Source organism: Microbacterium terrae, from assembly GCF_017831975.1.
GTDB classification, from domain to species: Bacteria; Actinomycetota; Actinomycetes; order Actinomycetales; family Microbacteriaceae; genus Microbacterium; species Microbacterium terrae.
The window spans coordinates 1,783,668-1,799,564 of sequence record NZ_JAFDSS010000001.1; the positions used below are offsets into that span (position 1 = coordinate 1,783,668).

Consider the following 15,897-nt stretch of genomic DNA (forward strand, 5'->3'; position numbering starts at 1 on the left):
ACCGAGGCTAGGTCGCACAGACGCGGTGAGGGAGTCCCTCCGAGTACACCCCACCACAGGGCACCCAGCTGGAACGCAGCGAGCCAGGGGTGCTGTACGGGTACACCCCTCACCAGTGACTCCCCGCCGCCAGTCATTCCCGAGATGCTGTCGTCATGACCGATTCCCGGCCCGCACTCGCCATACACCGACGCGCGCTGCCCACCCTGCTGCTCCTTCTCACGGTGTTCGGGCCGATCTCGATGGACCTGTATCTGCCCGCCCTGCCGGCGCTGACCCGTGAGCTCGGCGCGGCGACCTCCGTCGCACAGCTCACGGTGACCGCCTGCCTGTTCGGCCTCGCGGCCGGCCAGCTCATCGCCGGTCCCCTCTCGGACCGCTACGGCCGTCGCGGCATCCTTGTCGTCGGAATCATCGCGTACATCGCCACCTCCGCGCTGTGCGCGGTGAGCCCGAGCATCGAGCTGCTCATCGTGGCGCGCGTCGTGCAGGGCCTTGCGGGCGGCGTCGGCATCGTCATCGCGAACGCCGCCGGACGCGACGTCTATTCGGGGGGCGAACTGATCCGTTTCTACGGCCGTCTCACCGTGGTCGGCGGGTTCGCCGCGATCGTCGGGCCGCTGCTCGGCGGGCTCCTCAACACGACCGTCGACTGGCGCGGACTGTTCGTCTTCCTCGCTGCGGCGGGTGCCGGCATCCTGATCGCCACCCTGCTCCTGTTCACCGAGACGCTCCCCGCCTCGCGACGCACCATCGGAGGATTCGCGCACACGCTCCGCGACTTCCGCACCCTGCTCGCCGACCGCGTGTTCCTCGGCGCGGTCCTCAACCAGGGCTTCCTCTACGCGGCACTGTTCGCCTATCTCGCCGGCGCGACCTTCGTCCTGCAGGACATCTACGGGCTCACCCCGCAGTGGTACGCGGCCGCGTTCGGACTGAACTCCGCCGGATTCATGGTCTTCGGCTACCTCGCCGGCCGCACCGCCGAGAGTTGGAGCATCGCCGGCACCCTCACGACCGGCCTCGTGGTCGCCGGACTCGGCGCAGTGGGACTGCTGCTCTCCGGAATCACCCCCATGCCGCTGTGGGTGATCTTCCTCTCCTTGTTCGCCCTCGCCAGCGGAGTCGCGATCACCTCACCACCCGCGACCACCCTCGCCCTCTCCGAATACCCCGACATCGCCGGTACCGCGTCTTCCCTCCTCGGCATGTTCCGCTTCGGATTCGGCGGCATCGCCGCCCCGCTCGTCGGCATCGCCGGAGCCCTCAGCATCCTTCCCCTGGGCATCGTCACCACCGGCGCCGTCGCTCTCGGCGCGCTCAGCTTCACACGTGCACGCACCCCCGGTCGCGGTGCTGCTGCGCCGACGGCCGCGACAATCGGGCATGGAGTCCGTATATGAGCACGCGGCTCACCCGCGGACTCGCCACCGTCGCAGCCGTGGCGGTGTGCGTCGCGCTCGCAGCCTGTTCCCCGCATGCCGGGGGCTCAGCATCCCCCTCATCCGCCTCCGCGTCTTCCGCGCCAGTCGCGCCGGACGCGACCACACCGTCCAAGAACACAGGAGCGCCCATGGCATCGACGCCGATCCGCATCACCATCGACGGAACACCGCTGGAAGCGACGCTCAACGACAGTCCCGCAGCCCGCGCGCTCGCCGGCCGACTCCCCCTCAGCCTCGAGTTCTCGGACTACGGCGGCCAAGAAGTCCTCGCTCCGCTTTCCCCCGCGCTTCCGATGGAGGGAATGCCCGCCGGCGAGAGTGCAGCCGCCGGGACGATCGGCTACTACGCCCCCGACGATGCCCTCGTGCTGTACTACACGGATGTCGGCCGGTTCGACGGCATCGTCCGCCTCGGCGAGATCCACGGCGATATCGCCATTCTCCGCGACTGGGACTCCGCTCGCGAGGTCAGCCTGGAGCTCGCGGGCTAGGTCTGCACCCCTGACGAATCGCGCCGACTCGGGGCCGATGGGCGCCGGTGACACCTCTGGTGCGGAGTCGCGGCGTCTGCCCGAACGGACTCACGGCGAACATCGACCGCGGGGAACCTCGGGTTGTTTCGATTCGAAGGCGCTGCCAGTGGCAGCGCGCTCCACAGACGACGAATCCCCGGTGAGATGGTTGATATCTCACCGGGGATTTCCTGAACCGTCGGGATGACAGGATTTGAACCTGCGACCCCTTGACCCCCAGTCAAGTGCGCTACCAAGCTGCGCCACATCCCGGTTCGATGCCCGCAAGCGGACAACTCGACTATCCTACCCGCTCCCGAGACCGCTCGCGAACGCACCCGGCTCCTCGCGCGTGTCGGATGCGTGGCGTAGCGTCGGCCCATGGCTGAGATCACTGTGGAACCCGCCACCGCCGACCGCTTCGACGACGTGCAGCACGCCCTGTCGGGCGGCGGCGACGGACGCGGATGCCAGTGTCAGTGGTGGACGATCACGAACGCCGAGTTCAACCGCTCCGATGTCGACGAGAGGCGAGGGATGCTCCGCACCCAGGTCGCCGACTCCCCCGCTCCGGGACTCGTGGCCTACGTCGACGGCGAGGCTGCGGGGTGGGTGCGGGTCGGGCCGCGCACCCACCAGGTGCGACTCTCGCGAACGAGGAACTACGCCGCGAGCGACGAGCCGTGGGACGACGCATCCGTCTGGGCGGTCTCGTGCTTCGCGGTTCGGCGCGAGCACCGCGGAGCAGGACTCAACGCCCGGCTGCTCGACGCCGCGGTGGCGTTCGCGCGCGAGCACGGCGCACGCGTCGTCGAGGCCTACCCGCTCGACCCTGGCGCGAGCGGCAAGAAGTCGACGAACGATCTCTACCACGGCGTGGTCTCGACCTTCCTGACGGCGGGGTTCCGCGAGGTCGCCCGGCCCCGCCCCGACGTCGCGATCGTGACGCTCGAACTCTGAGCCGGCCGCGCGGGAACGACGTGCGACGATGGAGCGTCAGCACCCGAGCTCGACGAGGAGTCCGATGCCCCGCCCTGCCGTCACAACCGCCGTGGCGTTCGCCCCCTACGCCATCGTGTCTGCGGTCCACGTGACCGCGCAGTTCGTCGGCGCGGAGCAGGTCGGCACGCCCACGAAGGCGCTTCTCATGCCGGCGCTCGCCCTCGCGGTCGTCGCAGTGGTGTTCGTCGGCACGCGAGCGACGACGGATGCCGCACCTCAGCCTGCCGCGAAGGCCCCGGCAGCGCTCGCCTACCGCGGGCCCGTCATCGCGCTGCTCCTCACAGCGATCGCGCTGTCGTGGCTCGGCGACGAGGCCGGACTGTTCTTCCCCTTCGCGCCGACCCTGCCGCTCATGCTGCTCTTCTTCGGACTCGCCCACCTCTGCTACATCTGGCTGTTCTGGCGTCATCTCGCCGTGCGACGCGTTCCGCTGTGGGCACTCGCCTATGCGGTGTGGTGGGTGGCGATGCTCGGCGTCCTCGGCGCGCACATCGGCGGGCTGCTCATCGCGGTGGCCGTCTACGGCATCGTGCTCGGCGGCACCGCTGTCGCGGCATCCCGCTGCCACCCGGTCATCGTGTGGGGCGGCGTCTTCTTCCTCGCCTCCGACACGATCCTCGCGTTCCGCCTGTTCGTGCCCGACGCGATGCCCGCCTGGACGAGCGGCGCCGTCATGCTCACGTACTGCCTCGGTCAGGGGCTCCTCGCGGCGGGCGTGCTCGTCTCGGAGCGCACCCGCGTGGCGCGCCCTGCCTCGGAGGCGATGTCACGATGACGGGTCAGGTGCGCGTGGACTCGTGGCTCTGGGCGGTGCGTGTCTACAAGACCCGGTCGGCCGCGACCACTGCATGCCGGGCCGGGCATGTGCGCGTGAACGGCGAGAAGGCGAAGGCCGCGCAGCCGGTGCGCCCGGGTGACGAACTGCGCGTGCGCATCAACGGGTTCGACCGCATCCTGGTCGTGAAGCAGCCCATCGCCAAGCGCGTCGGGGCCGTGCCCGCCGCCGAAGCGGTCGACGATCGCACCCCGCCCCGCGATCCGCTCCCGGTGCTCGCCCAGCGCGACCGCGGGGCGGGCAGGCCCACCAAGCGGGAGCGCCGCGAGATCGACCGGTTCCGCGCCCGCGACGGCGACGACCGCTGAGTCGTGCGGGCGTCGACGGCGTCGAGGGGCCCGCCCGTCGGAATCGGCCGGCCCGCGTCAGCCGAGCAGATCGAGCAGCCAGCGCGTGCCGCGCGCCATCGTCCCGGCATCCGTCACCCGCGAAACGAGCTCGCGGTCGCTGGTGACGACGGTCACCGCATGCCCCGTCGCGACGAGGTCGGCGGCCTGCTCGACGATCGCATCGTCGCCTGAACCGGAGGCGCGCACCACGCGCACCCCGCCCTCTGGGGCATCCGCGACGCGCGCCTGCCCCTCGAGCACGGCGACCCATACCGGGAACCACCTGTCCGCCGCGAGCTCGAGCGCCGCTGCCGGCACACCGTCGCCCGCGAGCGTCGACAGCCGCTGCAGCAGTCGCTCCGCCGCTCCGCCGCGATCCTTCCACCACCCATCGGGGACCGACCCCATCACGTTGGCGACATCGACGACGATCGCGGGACGCACGTCGAGGAGCGCCCGCAGGTGCCCCCACGCGTCGGCGAAGCCCGGATGCAGCGGGTAGCTCTCGACCGCATCCACAGGCACCCACGAGAGCTCCACGCTCTCGGGATCGGCGATGACGGGCTCGAACTTCTCGGCGACATCGCCGACGAGCGTGGTGTAGCTCCAGTAGCCGAGATCGAGGATGCTGGTGAACCGCCGCCGCACGGCGCCGGCCGGCACCCCGGCCTCCTCGGCGGCTTCGCGCAGCGCCCCGTCACCCGCCGACTCGCCCTCGTGACGCGCTCCGCCGGGAAGCCCCCAGGTGCCGCCGAAATGACTCCACGACACCCGGTGCTGAAGCAGTACACCGCGCCGGGCATCGAAAGCGAGCAGGCCGGCGGCGCCGAACAAGCCCCAGTACCGCTCCCCCGTCGGCGCGACCACCCAGGCATCGCCCGGATCGCGCGGGCCGTGGGGCCGGCGGGGCTCGTCGGGCGCAGGGGGCTCGATACTCACCCCGCCAGCCTCGCACATCGGCGTGCGTCGCCCGCCCGTCCCGACGCATCCGGTCATCGGAGCCGCGCGTCGGACGGTGGCGTCACTTGCCGGACTCGACCCAGCTCACCGGAAGGTAGGGGCTGTACACGTAGACGACCTTGTCGCCCTTGTGATCGAGTTCGATGAGGCCGCGTCCGGCGTTCATCGCCGTGACGATCTGGACGCGCACACGCTCCCAGGCGATCGCATCGGCGAAGCGGTACTTCGCGATGAGCGGCTGCATGCCGATGTAGAGCGTGACGTCGGTGGCCATGCCGGAACTCTACCGTCGGATGCCCGGGCCTCGGTCCGTTCATCGGGTTCAGCTCGCCCGGATGCCACGGACAGCGGATCGGCCCGTGCCTCCGGGTGACCGCCGCCTACCGACTGGTGGCACCATGGCCCGATGGACTACGACCTCGATGACGACCCGCAGCGCGTGCAGCGCGACGCGGTGTGGGAGTGGCTCTCGACGCAGGCGTACTGGGGCCGCTGGCGCTCCCGCGCCGACGTCGAGGCCCAGATCGACGCATCCTGGCGGGTGGTCGGCGCCTACCGGCGCGACACCGGCGAACAGGTGGGCTTCGCGCGCGCGGTGTCGGATGGGGTCGGCTTCGCGTACCTCGCCGACGTGTTCGTCGTCGAGGGCCACCGCGGGCACGGGCTCGGCAAGCGCCTGGTGAAGCTCATGATCGACGACGGCCCCGGAGGCGACATGCGCTGGGTGCTGTTCACCGGCGATGCGCACGGCCTCTACCGCGGATTCGGGTTCACCGAGCCGGATCGCACCGCGATGGTGCGCCCGGCGCGCGCCGGCACCTGACCGGACGCGTTTCGTCTCGCTCCGCTCGCTCAACGACCGGGAACACCTGACGGCACCCTCCGCGAGCGGAAACGGGTGCCGTCAGGTGTTCTCGGCAGAAGTCGAGACGTCGGGTCAGCGCTTGCGGCGCTCGCGCACCCGCATGTTGACCACGATCGGAGTGCCTTCGAAGCCGTACAGCTCGCGCAGTCGGCGCTGGATGAACCGGCGGTAGCCCGGGTCGAGGAACCCGCTCGTGAACAGCACGAATGTCGGCGGACGCGTCGACGCCTGCGTGCCGAACAGGATGCGGGGCTGCTTGCCGCCTCGCACCGGGTGCGGGTGCTCGGCGACGAGCTCGGTGATGAAGGCGTTGAACTTGCCGGTCGGGATGCGCTGATCCCACGACTCGAGCGCCGTCTCGAGCGCCGGCACCAGCTTGTCGAGGTGACGGCCGGTGCGCGCCGAGATGTTCACGCGCGGAGCCCACGCGACGTGCGCGAGGTCCTGCTCGATCTCGCGCTCCAGGTAGCGACGGCGGTCCTGGCCGTCCATGTCGTCGTCGTTCAGGCGATCCCACTTGTTGTAGGCGATCACGAGGGCGCGACCCGACTCGAGCACGAGGTCGATGATGTTGAGGTCCTGCACGCTGATCGGCTGGGTGACGTCGATCACGACGACCGCGACCTCGGCCTTCTCCAGCGCTGCCGAGGTGCGCAGCGACGCGTAGAAGTCGGCGCCCTGCTGCAGGTGCACACGACGACGGATACCGGCGGTGTCGACGAAGCGCCAGAGCTTGCCGCCGAGCTCGACGATCTCGTCGACCGGGTCGCGGGTGGTGCCCGCGAGCTCGTTGACGACGACGCGCTCCTCGCCGGCGGCCTTGTTCAGCAGCGACGACTTGCCGACGTTCGGCCGACCGAGGATGGCCACGCGACGCGGCCCGCCGATCTCGGCCTGGGCGACCGCCGACACCTCGGGCAGCACCTTCATGATCTCGTCGAGCAGGTCGGCGACACCGCGACCGTGGATGGCCGAGACCGGGTGCGGCTCGCCGAGGCCGAGGTTCCACAGGGCTGCGGCCTCGGGCTCGTGGCGCGCGTCGTCGATCTTGTTGGCGACGAGGAAGACCGGCTTGCCGCTCTTGCGCAGCAGCTTCACGACCTGCTCGTCGGTCGACGTCGCGCCGACCATCGCGTCGACGACGAACATCACCACGTCGCACAGGTCGATCGCGACCTCGGCCTGCAGCGCCACCGACTTGTCGATGCCGCGGGCGTCGGGCTCCCAGCCGCCGGTGTCGACGAGCGAGAACCGGCGATCCATCCACTCGGCCTTGTACGTGACGCGGTCGCGCGTGACCCCCGGGGTGTCTTCGACGACGGCCTCACGACGACCCAGGATGCGGTTGACCAGAGCCGACTTGCCGACGTTGGGGCGACCGACGATCGCGACCACCGGCAAGGCGGGCAGGTACTCGATGCCGTCCTCGCCGCGGATGAGACCCGCGAGGAGCTCGGCGTCGTCGTCGTCGAGGTCGTAGTCCTCGAGTCCGACGCGCAGGGCGGCAGCGCGCTGGTCGGCGAGCTCGTCGTCGATGGCGGCCAGGTTCTCGGCGAGGTGGTCCTCGCCGGGTTCGTACTCTTCGGCGCTGGTGTCAGAGGACATCGGACGCTCCTGTCTGTGATGTCTGCACGGGGATGCCTGCTCGGATGACGTCGAGCACGGCGTCCACCGTCTGCTCGAAGTCGAGGGCCGTCGAATCGACGACCGTGACTCCGGGGGCTGCGGTGAGGAAGTCCACGACGGTCGAGTCCGACGCGTCGCGGCGGTGCAGGGCAGCGGCGACGGCCGCGGCATCCTGCGTGGTCAGTTCTGCGCTGCGGCGGGCGGCGCGCACCTCGGGGGCTGCGGTGAGGAGGATGCGCACCGGAGCGTCGGGCGCGACGACGGTGGTGATGTCGCGGCCCTCGACGATGACGCCGGGCCGACCCGAGCCGGCCACCAGAGCGCGGAAGAGGGCGTTGGCCGACGTGCGGATGGCGGCGACGCGGGCGACGCCCGATACAGCCTCGGTCACGCGTGGCTCGCGGATCGCCTCGGTCACGTCGACCGCGCCCACCCGCACCCAGTAGGTGTCGGGGTCGAGCGAGATCGCGAAGTCGAAGTCGCCCGCCGCCTCGATCACGGCGACGGCGTCGGACGTGTCGAGACCTCGTTCGAGCGCGTTCCACGCGAGGGCGCGGTACGCGGCCCCGGTGTCGAGATAGCCGAAGCCGAGCCGGCGCGCCGCCTGCTTCGACACGCTGGACTTGCCGCTTCCCGCGGGGCCGTCGATGGCGACGAGGACGGGACCGTCGATCCCGGTGCCTGCCGAAGGGTCAGTCATTGGTGGTGCTCGCAATCTTCCAGCCACGGGCCGCGAGGCCGTCGACGGCGCGTCGGACCGCAGCGGGTACGACGCTGATCTCGGCCAGGCCGAACTGGGCGCCCGGAGAGTGCTCCAGGCGCAGGTCCTCGACGTTGACGTCGAGTTCGCCCAGGTCGCCGAAGAGGCGCCCGAGCTGGCCGGCGGTGTCGTCGACCATCACGACGATCTGCTCGAACCGGCGGTTCTGTCCATGCTTGCCGGGGAGTCGCTCGACGCCATCGTTGCCACGGCGGATGGTGTCGGCGACGGCGCGACGGGCTCCGGGCGCATCGGGGGCGCGGAGCGCGTCTGCGACGGAGGCGAGGTCGGCAGCCAGCGCGTCGAGCACATCGACGACGGGCGCGGCGTTGGCGCCGAGGATCTGCACCCACAGCTCGGGAGCGGATGCCGCGATGCGCGTCGTGTCGCGCACACCCTGGCCGGCCAGGCGCAGCGACCCGTCGGGGGCTGTGACGAAGCGACCGGCGAGGAGGCTCGCCACGAGCTGAGGCACGTGCGAGACGAGGGCGACCGCCTGGTCGTGCTCCTCGGGCGTCATCTCGAGCGGTGTGGCGCCGAGGTCGAGCGCGAGCCCCTCCACGAGGGCGAGGTCGGCGGCGGAGGTCTCCTCGTCGCGGCACACCACCCAGGGCCGGCCGATGAAGATGTCGGCGCGGGCGGCGATCGCACCGCCGCGCTCGCGCCCCGCGAGCGGGTGCGAGCCGATGTAGCGGGTGAGGTCGACGCCGCGCTCGCGCAGCTCGCGCAGCGGCTCGAGCTTCACGCTGGCGACGTCGGTGACGACGGCGGTCGGATGCGCGGCGAGCTCGCGCTCGATGACGTCGGCGGTCACGTCGGGCGGCACAGCCACGACGACGAGAGTCGGCTCGTCGTCGGATGCCGCGACGCGACCTGCACCGTAGTCGACGGCGAGGCGCAGCTGCGCCTTCGAGCTGTCTTCGAGGGCGACGTCGACGCCGAGCGCTCGCAGCGCGTGGCCGATGCTCGATCCGAGGAGACCGGCGCCGACGATCCGCACCGTGCCGTGCACGCGCGATGCGCGCGCGGGCGCGGTGGCGCGCTCGCGCGCTCCGTCGAGCGCACGCGCGGATGTCGCGGCGGAATCGGTCACTCAGATCTCCTGGTCGGTATGCGGGTCTTCGCCGCCGTCGCGCACCACGGTGTCATCCCCCGCGGCCTGGCGCGCGAGGGTCAGCAGAGCGCCCCGCTCCACTTTAGTCAACTCGCGTGCCCGCCCGGCTGGCAACGTTCCCAGGTGGAGTGGCCCGAACTGCCGCCGAACGAGCTCCACGACCGGGTGACCGACCGCAGCCATCATGCGCCGCACGATGCGGTTGCGCCCCGCGTGCAGGGTGAGCTCGATGAGCGAGCCGCCGCCCTCGGCCGACGTGCTCAGCAGCCGCGCCTTGTCGGCGGCGATCGACCCGTCGTCGAGGTCGACTCCGCGCAGCAGTCGCTGCACCGTCTGCGGGGTCACCGCACCCTCGACCTTGGCGATGTACACCTTCGTCACACCGAACGACGGGTGCGCCAGCACGTGGGCCAGTCCCCCGTCGTTGGTCAGCACGAGCAGGCCGCTGGTCTCGGCATCCAGTCGCCCCACGTTGTACAGGCGCTCGTCCCAGTCCTTCGTGAACCGGCGCAGGTCGGGTCGCCCCCGGTCGTCCTTCATCGAGCTGACGACGCCCGTCGGCTTGTTGAGCATGACGTAGCGCTTGGACTGGTCGAGCTGCACGGCGGTGCCGTCGACGTCGACGAGATCGTTCTCGGGATCGATGCGCGATCCGAGCTCGGTGACGACCACGCCGTTGACGCGGACGCGCCCCTCGACGATCAGCTGCTCCGACACGCGTCGCGAGGCGACACCCGCGTTCGCGAGCACCTTCTGCAGACGGACACCTTCGGCCTCGGCACCGGTCATCGGCGCGCCTCCTCGTCGAATCCGGCCGCCCCGTCGTCGAGCAGCGGTGAGATGTGCGGCAGCTCGTCGAGCGAGTTGATGCCCAGGTGCACCAGCAGCGCGTCGGTCGTGCCGTAGTTGATGGCCCCGGTCTCGGGGTCGGTGAACACTTCGGTGATGAGGCCACGCGCCACGAGCGTGCGCACGACCGAGTCGACGTTCACCGCGCGGATCGAGGCGACCTGGCTGCGAGAGATCGGCTGCTTGTAGGCGATCACGGCGAGGGTCTCGAGAGCCGCCTGCGACAGCCGCGACGGCGCCTGCGTGTTCACGTACTCGGTGACGAGGTCGTCGTGCTCCTCGCGCACGTAGAGGCGCCACCCGCCGCCCACCTCGCGCAGTTCGAACCCGCGCCGCGGTCCGCCGGTCTCGCCGTCGTAGTCGGCGACGAGCGTCTCGATCGCCTGGCGCACAGCCGGCACCGGCGCCGACACCGCGGTCGCGAGGCTCACCAGGCTCTGCGGCTCATCGATGATCAGCAGGATCGCCTCGAGGCGCCGGGCGACGTCGGTCGCCGTGCTCACCGGAGGCGCGGTGTCGGGCGCGGTCGCTGCGCGCGCGGCGAAGTCGGTGTCATCGGTCATAGTCGGCTCCCAGAGTCGCAAGATTCTCGTCGGACCACCGCTGCGCGCTCCAGCGCAGGGTGAGCTCGCCCAGCGGTTCGATCTGCTCGAACGACAGGGCGGCATGGCGGTACAGCTCGAGCACCGAGAGGAATCGCGCCACCACGACGCCGGGCTGCGAGACCCCTGCCACGAGCTCGCGGAAGCTGAGCGAGCCGGCATCCTTCAGCAGCGTGACGACGATCGCCGCCTGCTCACGGATGCTGATGAGCGGGGCATGCAGGTGGTCCAGGCCCACATGCGGGATCTCCTTCGGCGTCATGGCAAGCAGCGCGAGCGCCGCGAAGTCGTCGACGCTCAGCGTCCAGACGAGCTCCGGCGTGGCGCTCCGGTACTTCGCGTCGAGCTTGACGGCGCGCACATGCCGGCGCTCCTCGCGGCGCAGGCACCGCTCGAACCACGACGACACCTCTTTGAACGCCCGGTACTGCAGCAGCCGCGCGAACAGCAGGTCGCGCGCTTCGAGCAGCGCGACCGACTCTGCATCGACGAGCTCGCCCTGCGGCAGGAGCCCGGCGACCTTCATGTCGAGCAGGGTCGCGGCGACCACGAGGAACTCCGAAGCCTCGTCGAGCTCTTCGTCGGGGCCGAGCTCGCGCAGGTAGGCGATGAACTCGTTCGTCACGAGCGACAGCGACACCTCGGTGATGTCGAGCTCGTGCTTCGAGATGAGCGTGAGGAGCAGGTCGAACGGGCCGTCGAAGTTGGTCAGCGAGACCCGGAACCCGTCGATGGGCTCGGGCCCCTCGACAGGCTCGGCGGCCGGAACAGGCTCGGGGGCTGGAGCAGAGTCGGGCGCCGAACCCGCGTGGTCTTCGTGCTCAGGCGACCGCGCCACGGGCGACCAGCTCCCTGGCCAGCCGCAGGTAGGCCTGGGCGGCAGCGTGCTCGGGTGCGAACTCCGTGATCGGCATGCCCGAGACCGAGGCATCCGGGAACTTCACCGTACGACCGATCACGGTCTCGAGAACGTCGTCGCCGAACGCGTCGACGACCCGCTCGAGCACCTCGCGCGAGTGGAGCGTGCGCGCGTCGTACATCGTGGCGAGCACGCCGTCGAGCGTGATCGTCGGGTTGAGGCGGTCGCGCACCTTGTCGATGGTCTCGATGAGCATCGCGACACCGCGCAGCGCGAAGAACTCGCACTCGAGCGGGATGACCACGCCGTGGCTCGCGGTGAGCGCATTGACGGTGAGGAGGCCGAGCGAGGGCTGGCAGTCGATGAGCACGACGTCGTAGTCGCCGGTCACCTTGCGCAGCGCCCGCGCGAGGGTCTGCTCGCGCGCGACCTCGTTGACGAGGTGCACCTCGGCCGCCGACAGGTCGATGTTGGCCGGGATCACGTCGAGGTTCTCGACGCGCGAGTGCACGATCACGTCGTGCGGGTCGCGCTTGGAGTCCAGCAGCAGGTCGTAGATCGTCGGGATCTCGTGCGTGGTGATGCCGAGCCCCGCCGACAGTGCGCCCTGCGGGTCGAAGTCGACGGCGAGCACCTTGCGCCCGTAGGACGCCAGAGATGCGGCCAGGTTGATGGTGGTCGTCGTCTTGCCGACGCCGCCCTTCTGGTTGCAGAGCGCGATGATGCGTGCGGGCCCGTGGCCGTCGAGCGGGGGCGGCGTCGGGAAGCCGTGATAGGGACGACCGGTCGGACCGATGGGGGTCTCGTCCTCAGAGGCCCTCGTCGCGCCTCGCTTGCTCCCCGCCACTGATTCTCCTGACGTCACGGCCGTACCGATTGATTCTAGCCACGGTGTGCGTCCCGACTCGGAGGCACGGCGTGCAAGAGCTCAGCGGGCGCGCGGATGCGAGGTCACGTAGACGTCGCGCAGCGCGTCGACGGACACGTGCGTGTAGATCTGCGTCGTGGCGACCGACGCGTGTCCGAGCAGCTCCTGCACCACCCGCACATCGGCGCCGCCCTGCAGCAGGTGGGTCGCGAACGAGTGCCGCAGCGTGTGCGGAGACACGTGCGCCGTCAGATGCGCCCGCTCTGCGGCGGCGCGGATCACGAGCCACGCGCTCTGCCGCGACAGCGGCGCCCCCCGCGCCCCGAGGAACAGCCGGGGCGTCGCGTGCCCCCGGCGCGACAGCTCGGGTCGCGCACGGGTGAGGTACGACGCGAGAGCCGCCTGCGCGTACGAGCCGACCGGCACGATCCGCTCCTTCGAGCCCTTGCCGCGCACGCGCAGCACGTCGCCGTGCGCGACGTCGTCGACGTCGAGCTGCACGATCTCCGACACCCGCGCGCCGGTCGCGTAGAGCAGTTCGAGCAGCGCACGATCGCGGATGCCGACGAGGTCGCCGGGCTGCGCGTCGGCGGGGGCCGGGCCCGCGGCATCCAGCAGCTGCTCGACCTGGTCGATCGTGAGCGCCTTCGGCAGGCGCTGCGGCTGCTTGGGGGGCTTCAACCGCACCGACGGGTCGTCCTGCGCCACGCCCTCGCGCGCGAGGAAGCGGTGAAGCCCCCGCACCGAGGACTGCAGACGCGCGAGCGACGAGGCGGCGGGCGCCGGATCTCCCGCAGCCTTCTCGGCGGCGAAGCGGGCGACGGTGTCGGCGGTCACCGCATCGGTGTCGTCGATGCCCGCTGCGCCGAGCCATTCGACGTAACCGGCGAGGTCGTTGCGGTACGCCGCGACGGTGTGCTCCGACAGACCGCGCTCGATCGTGATGTGCCGAAGGTAGGTGTCCACCGCACGCTCGAGTCGCATGTCATCGCCCGGCGGGCGCCTCCGGCTGCCGCAGCTTCTCGGCCGCTGCGAGGACGCCGGCGATCAGGATGCCGTTGCGCAGGCGTCCGGCGAGGATGCCGTCGACCGCATCGGCGAGCGGCAGCCATTCGGTGCGGATGTCGGCCTCCTCGTCCTCGCGCGCGTGCGCCTCGGCCACTCGCGTGAGCCCGCGGGCGAGGAAGATGTGCACGACCTCGTCGTTGCCGCCCGGAGTGGTGAAGATGCTCACCAGCGGCTCCCACGAGACGGCCTCGAGGTCGACCTCCTCGGCGAGCTCGCGACGGGCGGCCTCGAGCGGCTCCTCCCCCGGGATGTCGAGGAGCCCGGCCGGCACCTCCCAGTCGCGGTGTCGGATCGGATGCCGGTACTGCTGGATCAGCAGCACCCGGAGCTCGTCGTCGAGGGCGACCACCGCGGCGGCACCGGGGTGGTCGACGTACTGGCGCACGATCTCGCCGTCGCCGTAGCGCACGGTGTCGCTGCGGACGTCCCACACCCGCCCCTCGTAGACGAGGTCGCTCGCGACGACCTCGGCCTCGGCCGGCTCATCCCGCAGCACGGGATCAGTCGTTCTCGACGTCGTCGAACAGCTCACTGGAGCGGTGACGCTCGAGGGCCGCACCGACGAGACCGCGGAAGAGCGGGTTGGCGTCGGTCGGACGCGAGCGCAGCTCGGGGTGGGCCTGCGTGGCGACGTAGTAGGGGTGCACCTCGCGCGGCAGCTCCACGTACTCGACGAGGTCGAGGTCGGGGTTCAGCCCCGAGAAGAGCATCCCCGCTTCGGCGATGCGATCGCGGTAGCGGTTGTTGACCTCGTAGCGGTGGCGGTGACGCTCGGCCGCCGTCGTCGCGCCGTAGACCTCGGCGACGATCGACCCCTCGGCGAGGTTCGCCGGGTACAGGCCCAGGCGCATGGTGCCGCCCATGTCGCCCGCCTCGAGGATGTCGACCTGCTCCTCCATGGTGGCGATGACGGGGGCCGTCGTGTCGGGGTCGAACTCGCTCGACGAGGCGTCCTCGATGCCCGCGACGTGGCGCGCGTACTCGATCACCATGCACTGCAGGCCGAGGCAGATCCCGAGGGTCGGGATGCCCTGCTCGCGCGCGAACTTGAGGGCGCCGATCTTGCCCTCGATGCCGCGGATGCCGAAGCCGCCGGGGATCACGATGCCGTCGAGCGGGCCGAGCGCCTTCGCGGCTCCCTCGGGGGTCTCGCACTCGTCCGACGGGATCCAGCGGATGTTGACGTGCGTCTCCTGCGCGAAGCCGCCGGCCTTGAGCGCCTCGGTGACCGAGAGGTAGGCGTCGGGCAGGTCGATGTACTTGCCGACGAGACCGATCGTCACCTCGTGCTTGGGGTTGTGCACCGCGCTGAGCACACGCTGCCAGCGCGACCAGTCGACATCCGCCGCCTTGCCCAGGCCGAGGGCGCGCACGATGTACGCGTCGAGACCCTGCTCGTTGAGCATCGACGGGATGTCGTAGATGCTGGGCACGTCGACCGCGTTGACGACGGCGTCTTCGTCGACGTCGCACATCAGCGCGATCTTGCGCTTGTTCGACTCGGTGACGGGACGGTCGCTGCGCAGCACCAGGGCGTCGGGCTGGATGCCGATGGAGCGGAGGGCGGCGACCGAGTGCTGGGTGGGCTTGGTCTTCTGCTCGCCCGACGCCCCCATGAAGGGCACCAGCGAGACGTGCACGAAGAACACGTTGCCGCGGCCGAGTTCGTGACGGATCTGGCGAGCCGACTCGATGAACGGCTGCGACTCGATGTCGCCCACGGTTCCGCCGATCTCGGTGATGATCACGTCGGGCTTCGGCGACTCGTCGGCCTGCAGGCGCATGCGGCGCTTGATCTCGTCGGTGATGTGCGGGATGACCTGCACGGTGTCGCCGAGGTACTCGCCGCGGCGCTCCTTGGCGATCACCTGCGAGTAGATCTGGCCGGTGGTGACGTTGGCCGCCTGGCTCAGCTCGATGTCGAGGAAGCGCTCGTAGTGGCCGATGTCGAGGTCGGTCTCGGCGCCGTCGTCGGTCACGAAGACCTCGCCGTGCTGGAACGGGTTCATCGTGCCCGGGTCGACGTTCAGGTACGGGTCGAGCTTCTGCATCACGACGCGCAGACCTCGCGCCGTGAGGAGGTTGCCGAGGCTCGCCGCCGTCAGGCCCTTGCCCAACGAGGAAACGACACCACCGGTCACGAAGATGTGCTTGGTGGTGTCGTTCGAAGTGTCGCCGCGGAAAGAATCAGAAGTCTGCATCA

General features: G+C 70.6%; 18 protein-coding genes and 1 tRNA gene. 6 read left to right on the forward strand and 13 right to left on the reverse strand.

What is annotated here, in order from left to right; genetic code table 11:
• Positions 1–155 precede the first annotated feature (155 nt).
• On the forward strand, positions 156–1,403 hold the full coding sequence (locus JOD63_RS08265) for a multidrug effflux MFS transporter (protein ID WP_045275335.1): 1,248 nt from the start codon (positions 156–158) through the stop codon (positions 1,401–1,403).
• 170 nt (positions 1,404–1,573) lie between these two features.
• Entirely contained in the window at positions 1,574–1,936 is a 363-nt protein-coding gene (locus JOD63_RS08270; RefSeq protein ID WP_045275334.1) for a cyclophilin-like fold protein, read from the forward strand.
• A 220-nt stretch (positions 1,937–2,156) separates the two neighbouring features.
• Here JOD63_RS08270 and JOD63_RS08275 read toward each other — a convergent pair.
• Positions 2,157–2,230, reverse strand: a tRNA-Pro gene (locus JOD63_RS08275).
• 108 nt (positions 2,231–2,338) lie between these two features.
• Here JOD63_RS08275 and JOD63_RS08280 point away from each other — a divergent pair.
• The 3 genes from JOD63_RS08280 to JOD63_RS08290 all read left to right on the forward strand — a co-directional run bounded on the left by JOD63_RS08280 (position 2,339) and on the right by JOD63_RS08290 (position 4,102).
• Positions 2,339–2,917 carry a GNAT family N-acetyltransferase gene (locus tag JOD63_RS08280; RefSeq protein WP_045275333.1) on the forward strand — a complete coding sequence of 193 codons (579 nt, stop codon included), beginning with the start codon at positions 2,339–2,341 and terminating at the stop codon, positions 2,915–2,917.
• Positions 2,918–2,981: 64 nt separating this feature from the next.
• A complete protein-coding gene (locus JOD63_RS08285) occupies positions 2,982–3,734 on the forward strand; it encodes a lysoplasmalogenase family protein (protein ID WP_045275332.1) in 753 nt (250 codons plus the stop codon).
• Positions 3,731–4,102 (forward strand): RNA-binding S4 domain-containing protein, encoded by a 372-nt coding sequence (locus JOD63_RS08290; protein ID WP_045275331.1) that lies wholly within the window; start codon positions 3,731–3,733, stop codon positions 4,100–4,102. The genes JOD63_RS08285 and JOD63_RS08290 overlap by 4 nt, the downstream gene beginning before the upstream one ends.
• Before the next feature lie 57 nt (positions 4,103–4,159).
• Here the strand turns inward: JOD63_RS08290 and JOD63_RS08295 are convergent, their stop codons facing one another.
• On the reverse strand, positions 4,160–5,062 hold the full coding sequence (locus tag JOD63_RS08295) for an NUDIX hydrolase (RefSeq protein ID WP_045275330.1): 903 nt from the start codon (positions 5,060–5,062) through the stop codon (positions 4,160–4,162).
• 82 nt (positions 5,063–5,144) lie between these two features.
• Positions 5,145–5,357: a hypothetical protein gene (locus tag JOD63_RS08300; RefSeq protein WP_045275329.1), complete on the reverse strand. Its 213-nt coding sequence runs from the start codon at positions 5,355–5,357 to the stop codon at positions 5,145–5,147.
• A gap of 132 nt (positions 5,358–5,489) precedes the next feature.
• On the opposite strand from JOD63_RS08300, the gene JOD63_RS08305 reads away from it, so the two are divergent.
• Positions 5,490–5,906: a GNAT family N-acetyltransferase gene (locus JOD63_RS08305; RefSeq protein ID WP_045275328.1), complete on the forward strand. Its 417-nt coding sequence runs from the start codon at positions 5,490–5,492 to the stop codon at positions 5,904–5,906.
• Positions 5,907–6,020: 114 nt separating this feature from the next.
• On the opposite strand, the gene der is transcribed toward JOD63_RS08305, so the two are convergent.
• The 10 genes from der to JOD63_RS08355 all read right to left on the reverse strand — a co-directional run bounded on the left by der (position 6,021) and on the right by JOD63_RS08355 (position 15,895).
• Positions 6,021–7,553 (reverse strand): ribosome biogenesis GTPase Der, encoded by a 1,533-nt coding sequence (der, locus tag JOD63_RS08310; RefSeq protein WP_045275327.1) that lies wholly within the window; start codon positions 7,551–7,553, stop codon positions 6,021–6,023.
• Positions 7,543–8,274: a (d)CMP kinase gene (gene cmk / locus JOD63_RS08315; protein ID WP_045275326.1), complete on the reverse strand. Its 732-nt coding sequence runs from the start codon at positions 8,272–8,274 to the stop codon at positions 7,543–7,545. Before cmk ends, der begins: the two co-directional genes overlap by 11 nt.
• The gene (locus tag JOD63_RS08320) at positions 8,267–9,427 is read right to left on the reverse strand and encodes a prephenate dehydrogenase (protein ID WP_045275325.1); all 1,161 of its coding nucleotides are present in this window, start codon (positions 9,425–9,427) and stop codon (positions 8,267–8,269) included. Before JOD63_RS08320 ends, cmk begins: the two co-directional genes overlap by 8 nt.
• A complete protein-coding gene (locus JOD63_RS08325; protein WP_045275324.1) occupies positions 9,428–10,237 on the reverse strand; it encodes a pseudouridine synthase in 810 nt (269 codons plus the stop codon).
• The gene (scpB, locus tag JOD63_RS08330; RefSeq protein WP_045275323.1) at positions 10,234–10,860 is read right to left on the reverse strand and encodes an SMC-Scp complex subunit ScpB; all 627 of its coding nucleotides are present in this window, start codon (positions 10,858–10,860) and stop codon (positions 10,234–10,236) included. Before scpB ends, JOD63_RS08325 begins: the two co-directional genes overlap by 4 nt.
• Positions 10,850–11,737 (reverse strand): segregation and condensation protein A, encoded by an 888-nt coding sequence (locus JOD63_RS08335; RefSeq protein WP_045275322.1) that lies wholly within the window; start codon positions 11,735–11,737, stop codon positions 10,850–10,852. The genes scpB and JOD63_RS08335 overlap by 11 nt, the downstream gene beginning before the upstream one ends.
• Positions 11,721–12,605: a ParA family protein gene (locus tag JOD63_RS08340; RefSeq protein WP_045275321.1), complete on the reverse strand. Its 885-nt coding sequence runs from the start codon at positions 12,603–12,605 to the stop codon at positions 11,721–11,723. The genes JOD63_RS08335 and JOD63_RS08340 overlap by 17 nt, the downstream gene beginning before the upstream one ends.
• A gap of 81 nt (positions 12,606–12,686) precedes the next feature.
• Positions 12,687–13,610, reverse strand: coding sequence for a site-specific tyrosine recombinase XerD (gene xerD / locus JOD63_RS08345; protein WP_045275320.1), 924 nt, complete (start codon positions 13,608–13,610; stop codon positions 12,687–12,689).
• A gap of 1 nt (position 13,611) precedes the next feature.
• A complete protein-coding gene (locus JOD63_RS08350) occupies positions 13,612–14,190 on the reverse strand; it encodes an NUDIX domain-containing protein (RefSeq protein ID WP_045275319.1) in 579 nt (192 codons plus the stop codon).
• 4 nt (positions 14,191–14,194) lie between these two features.
• Positions 14,195–15,895 carry a CTP synthase gene (locus JOD63_RS08355; protein ID WP_045275318.1) on the reverse strand — a complete coding sequence of 567 codons (1,701 nt, stop codon included), beginning with the start codon at positions 15,893–15,895 and terminating at the stop codon, positions 14,195–14,197.
• Positions 15,896–15,897: the final 2 nt, after the last annotated feature.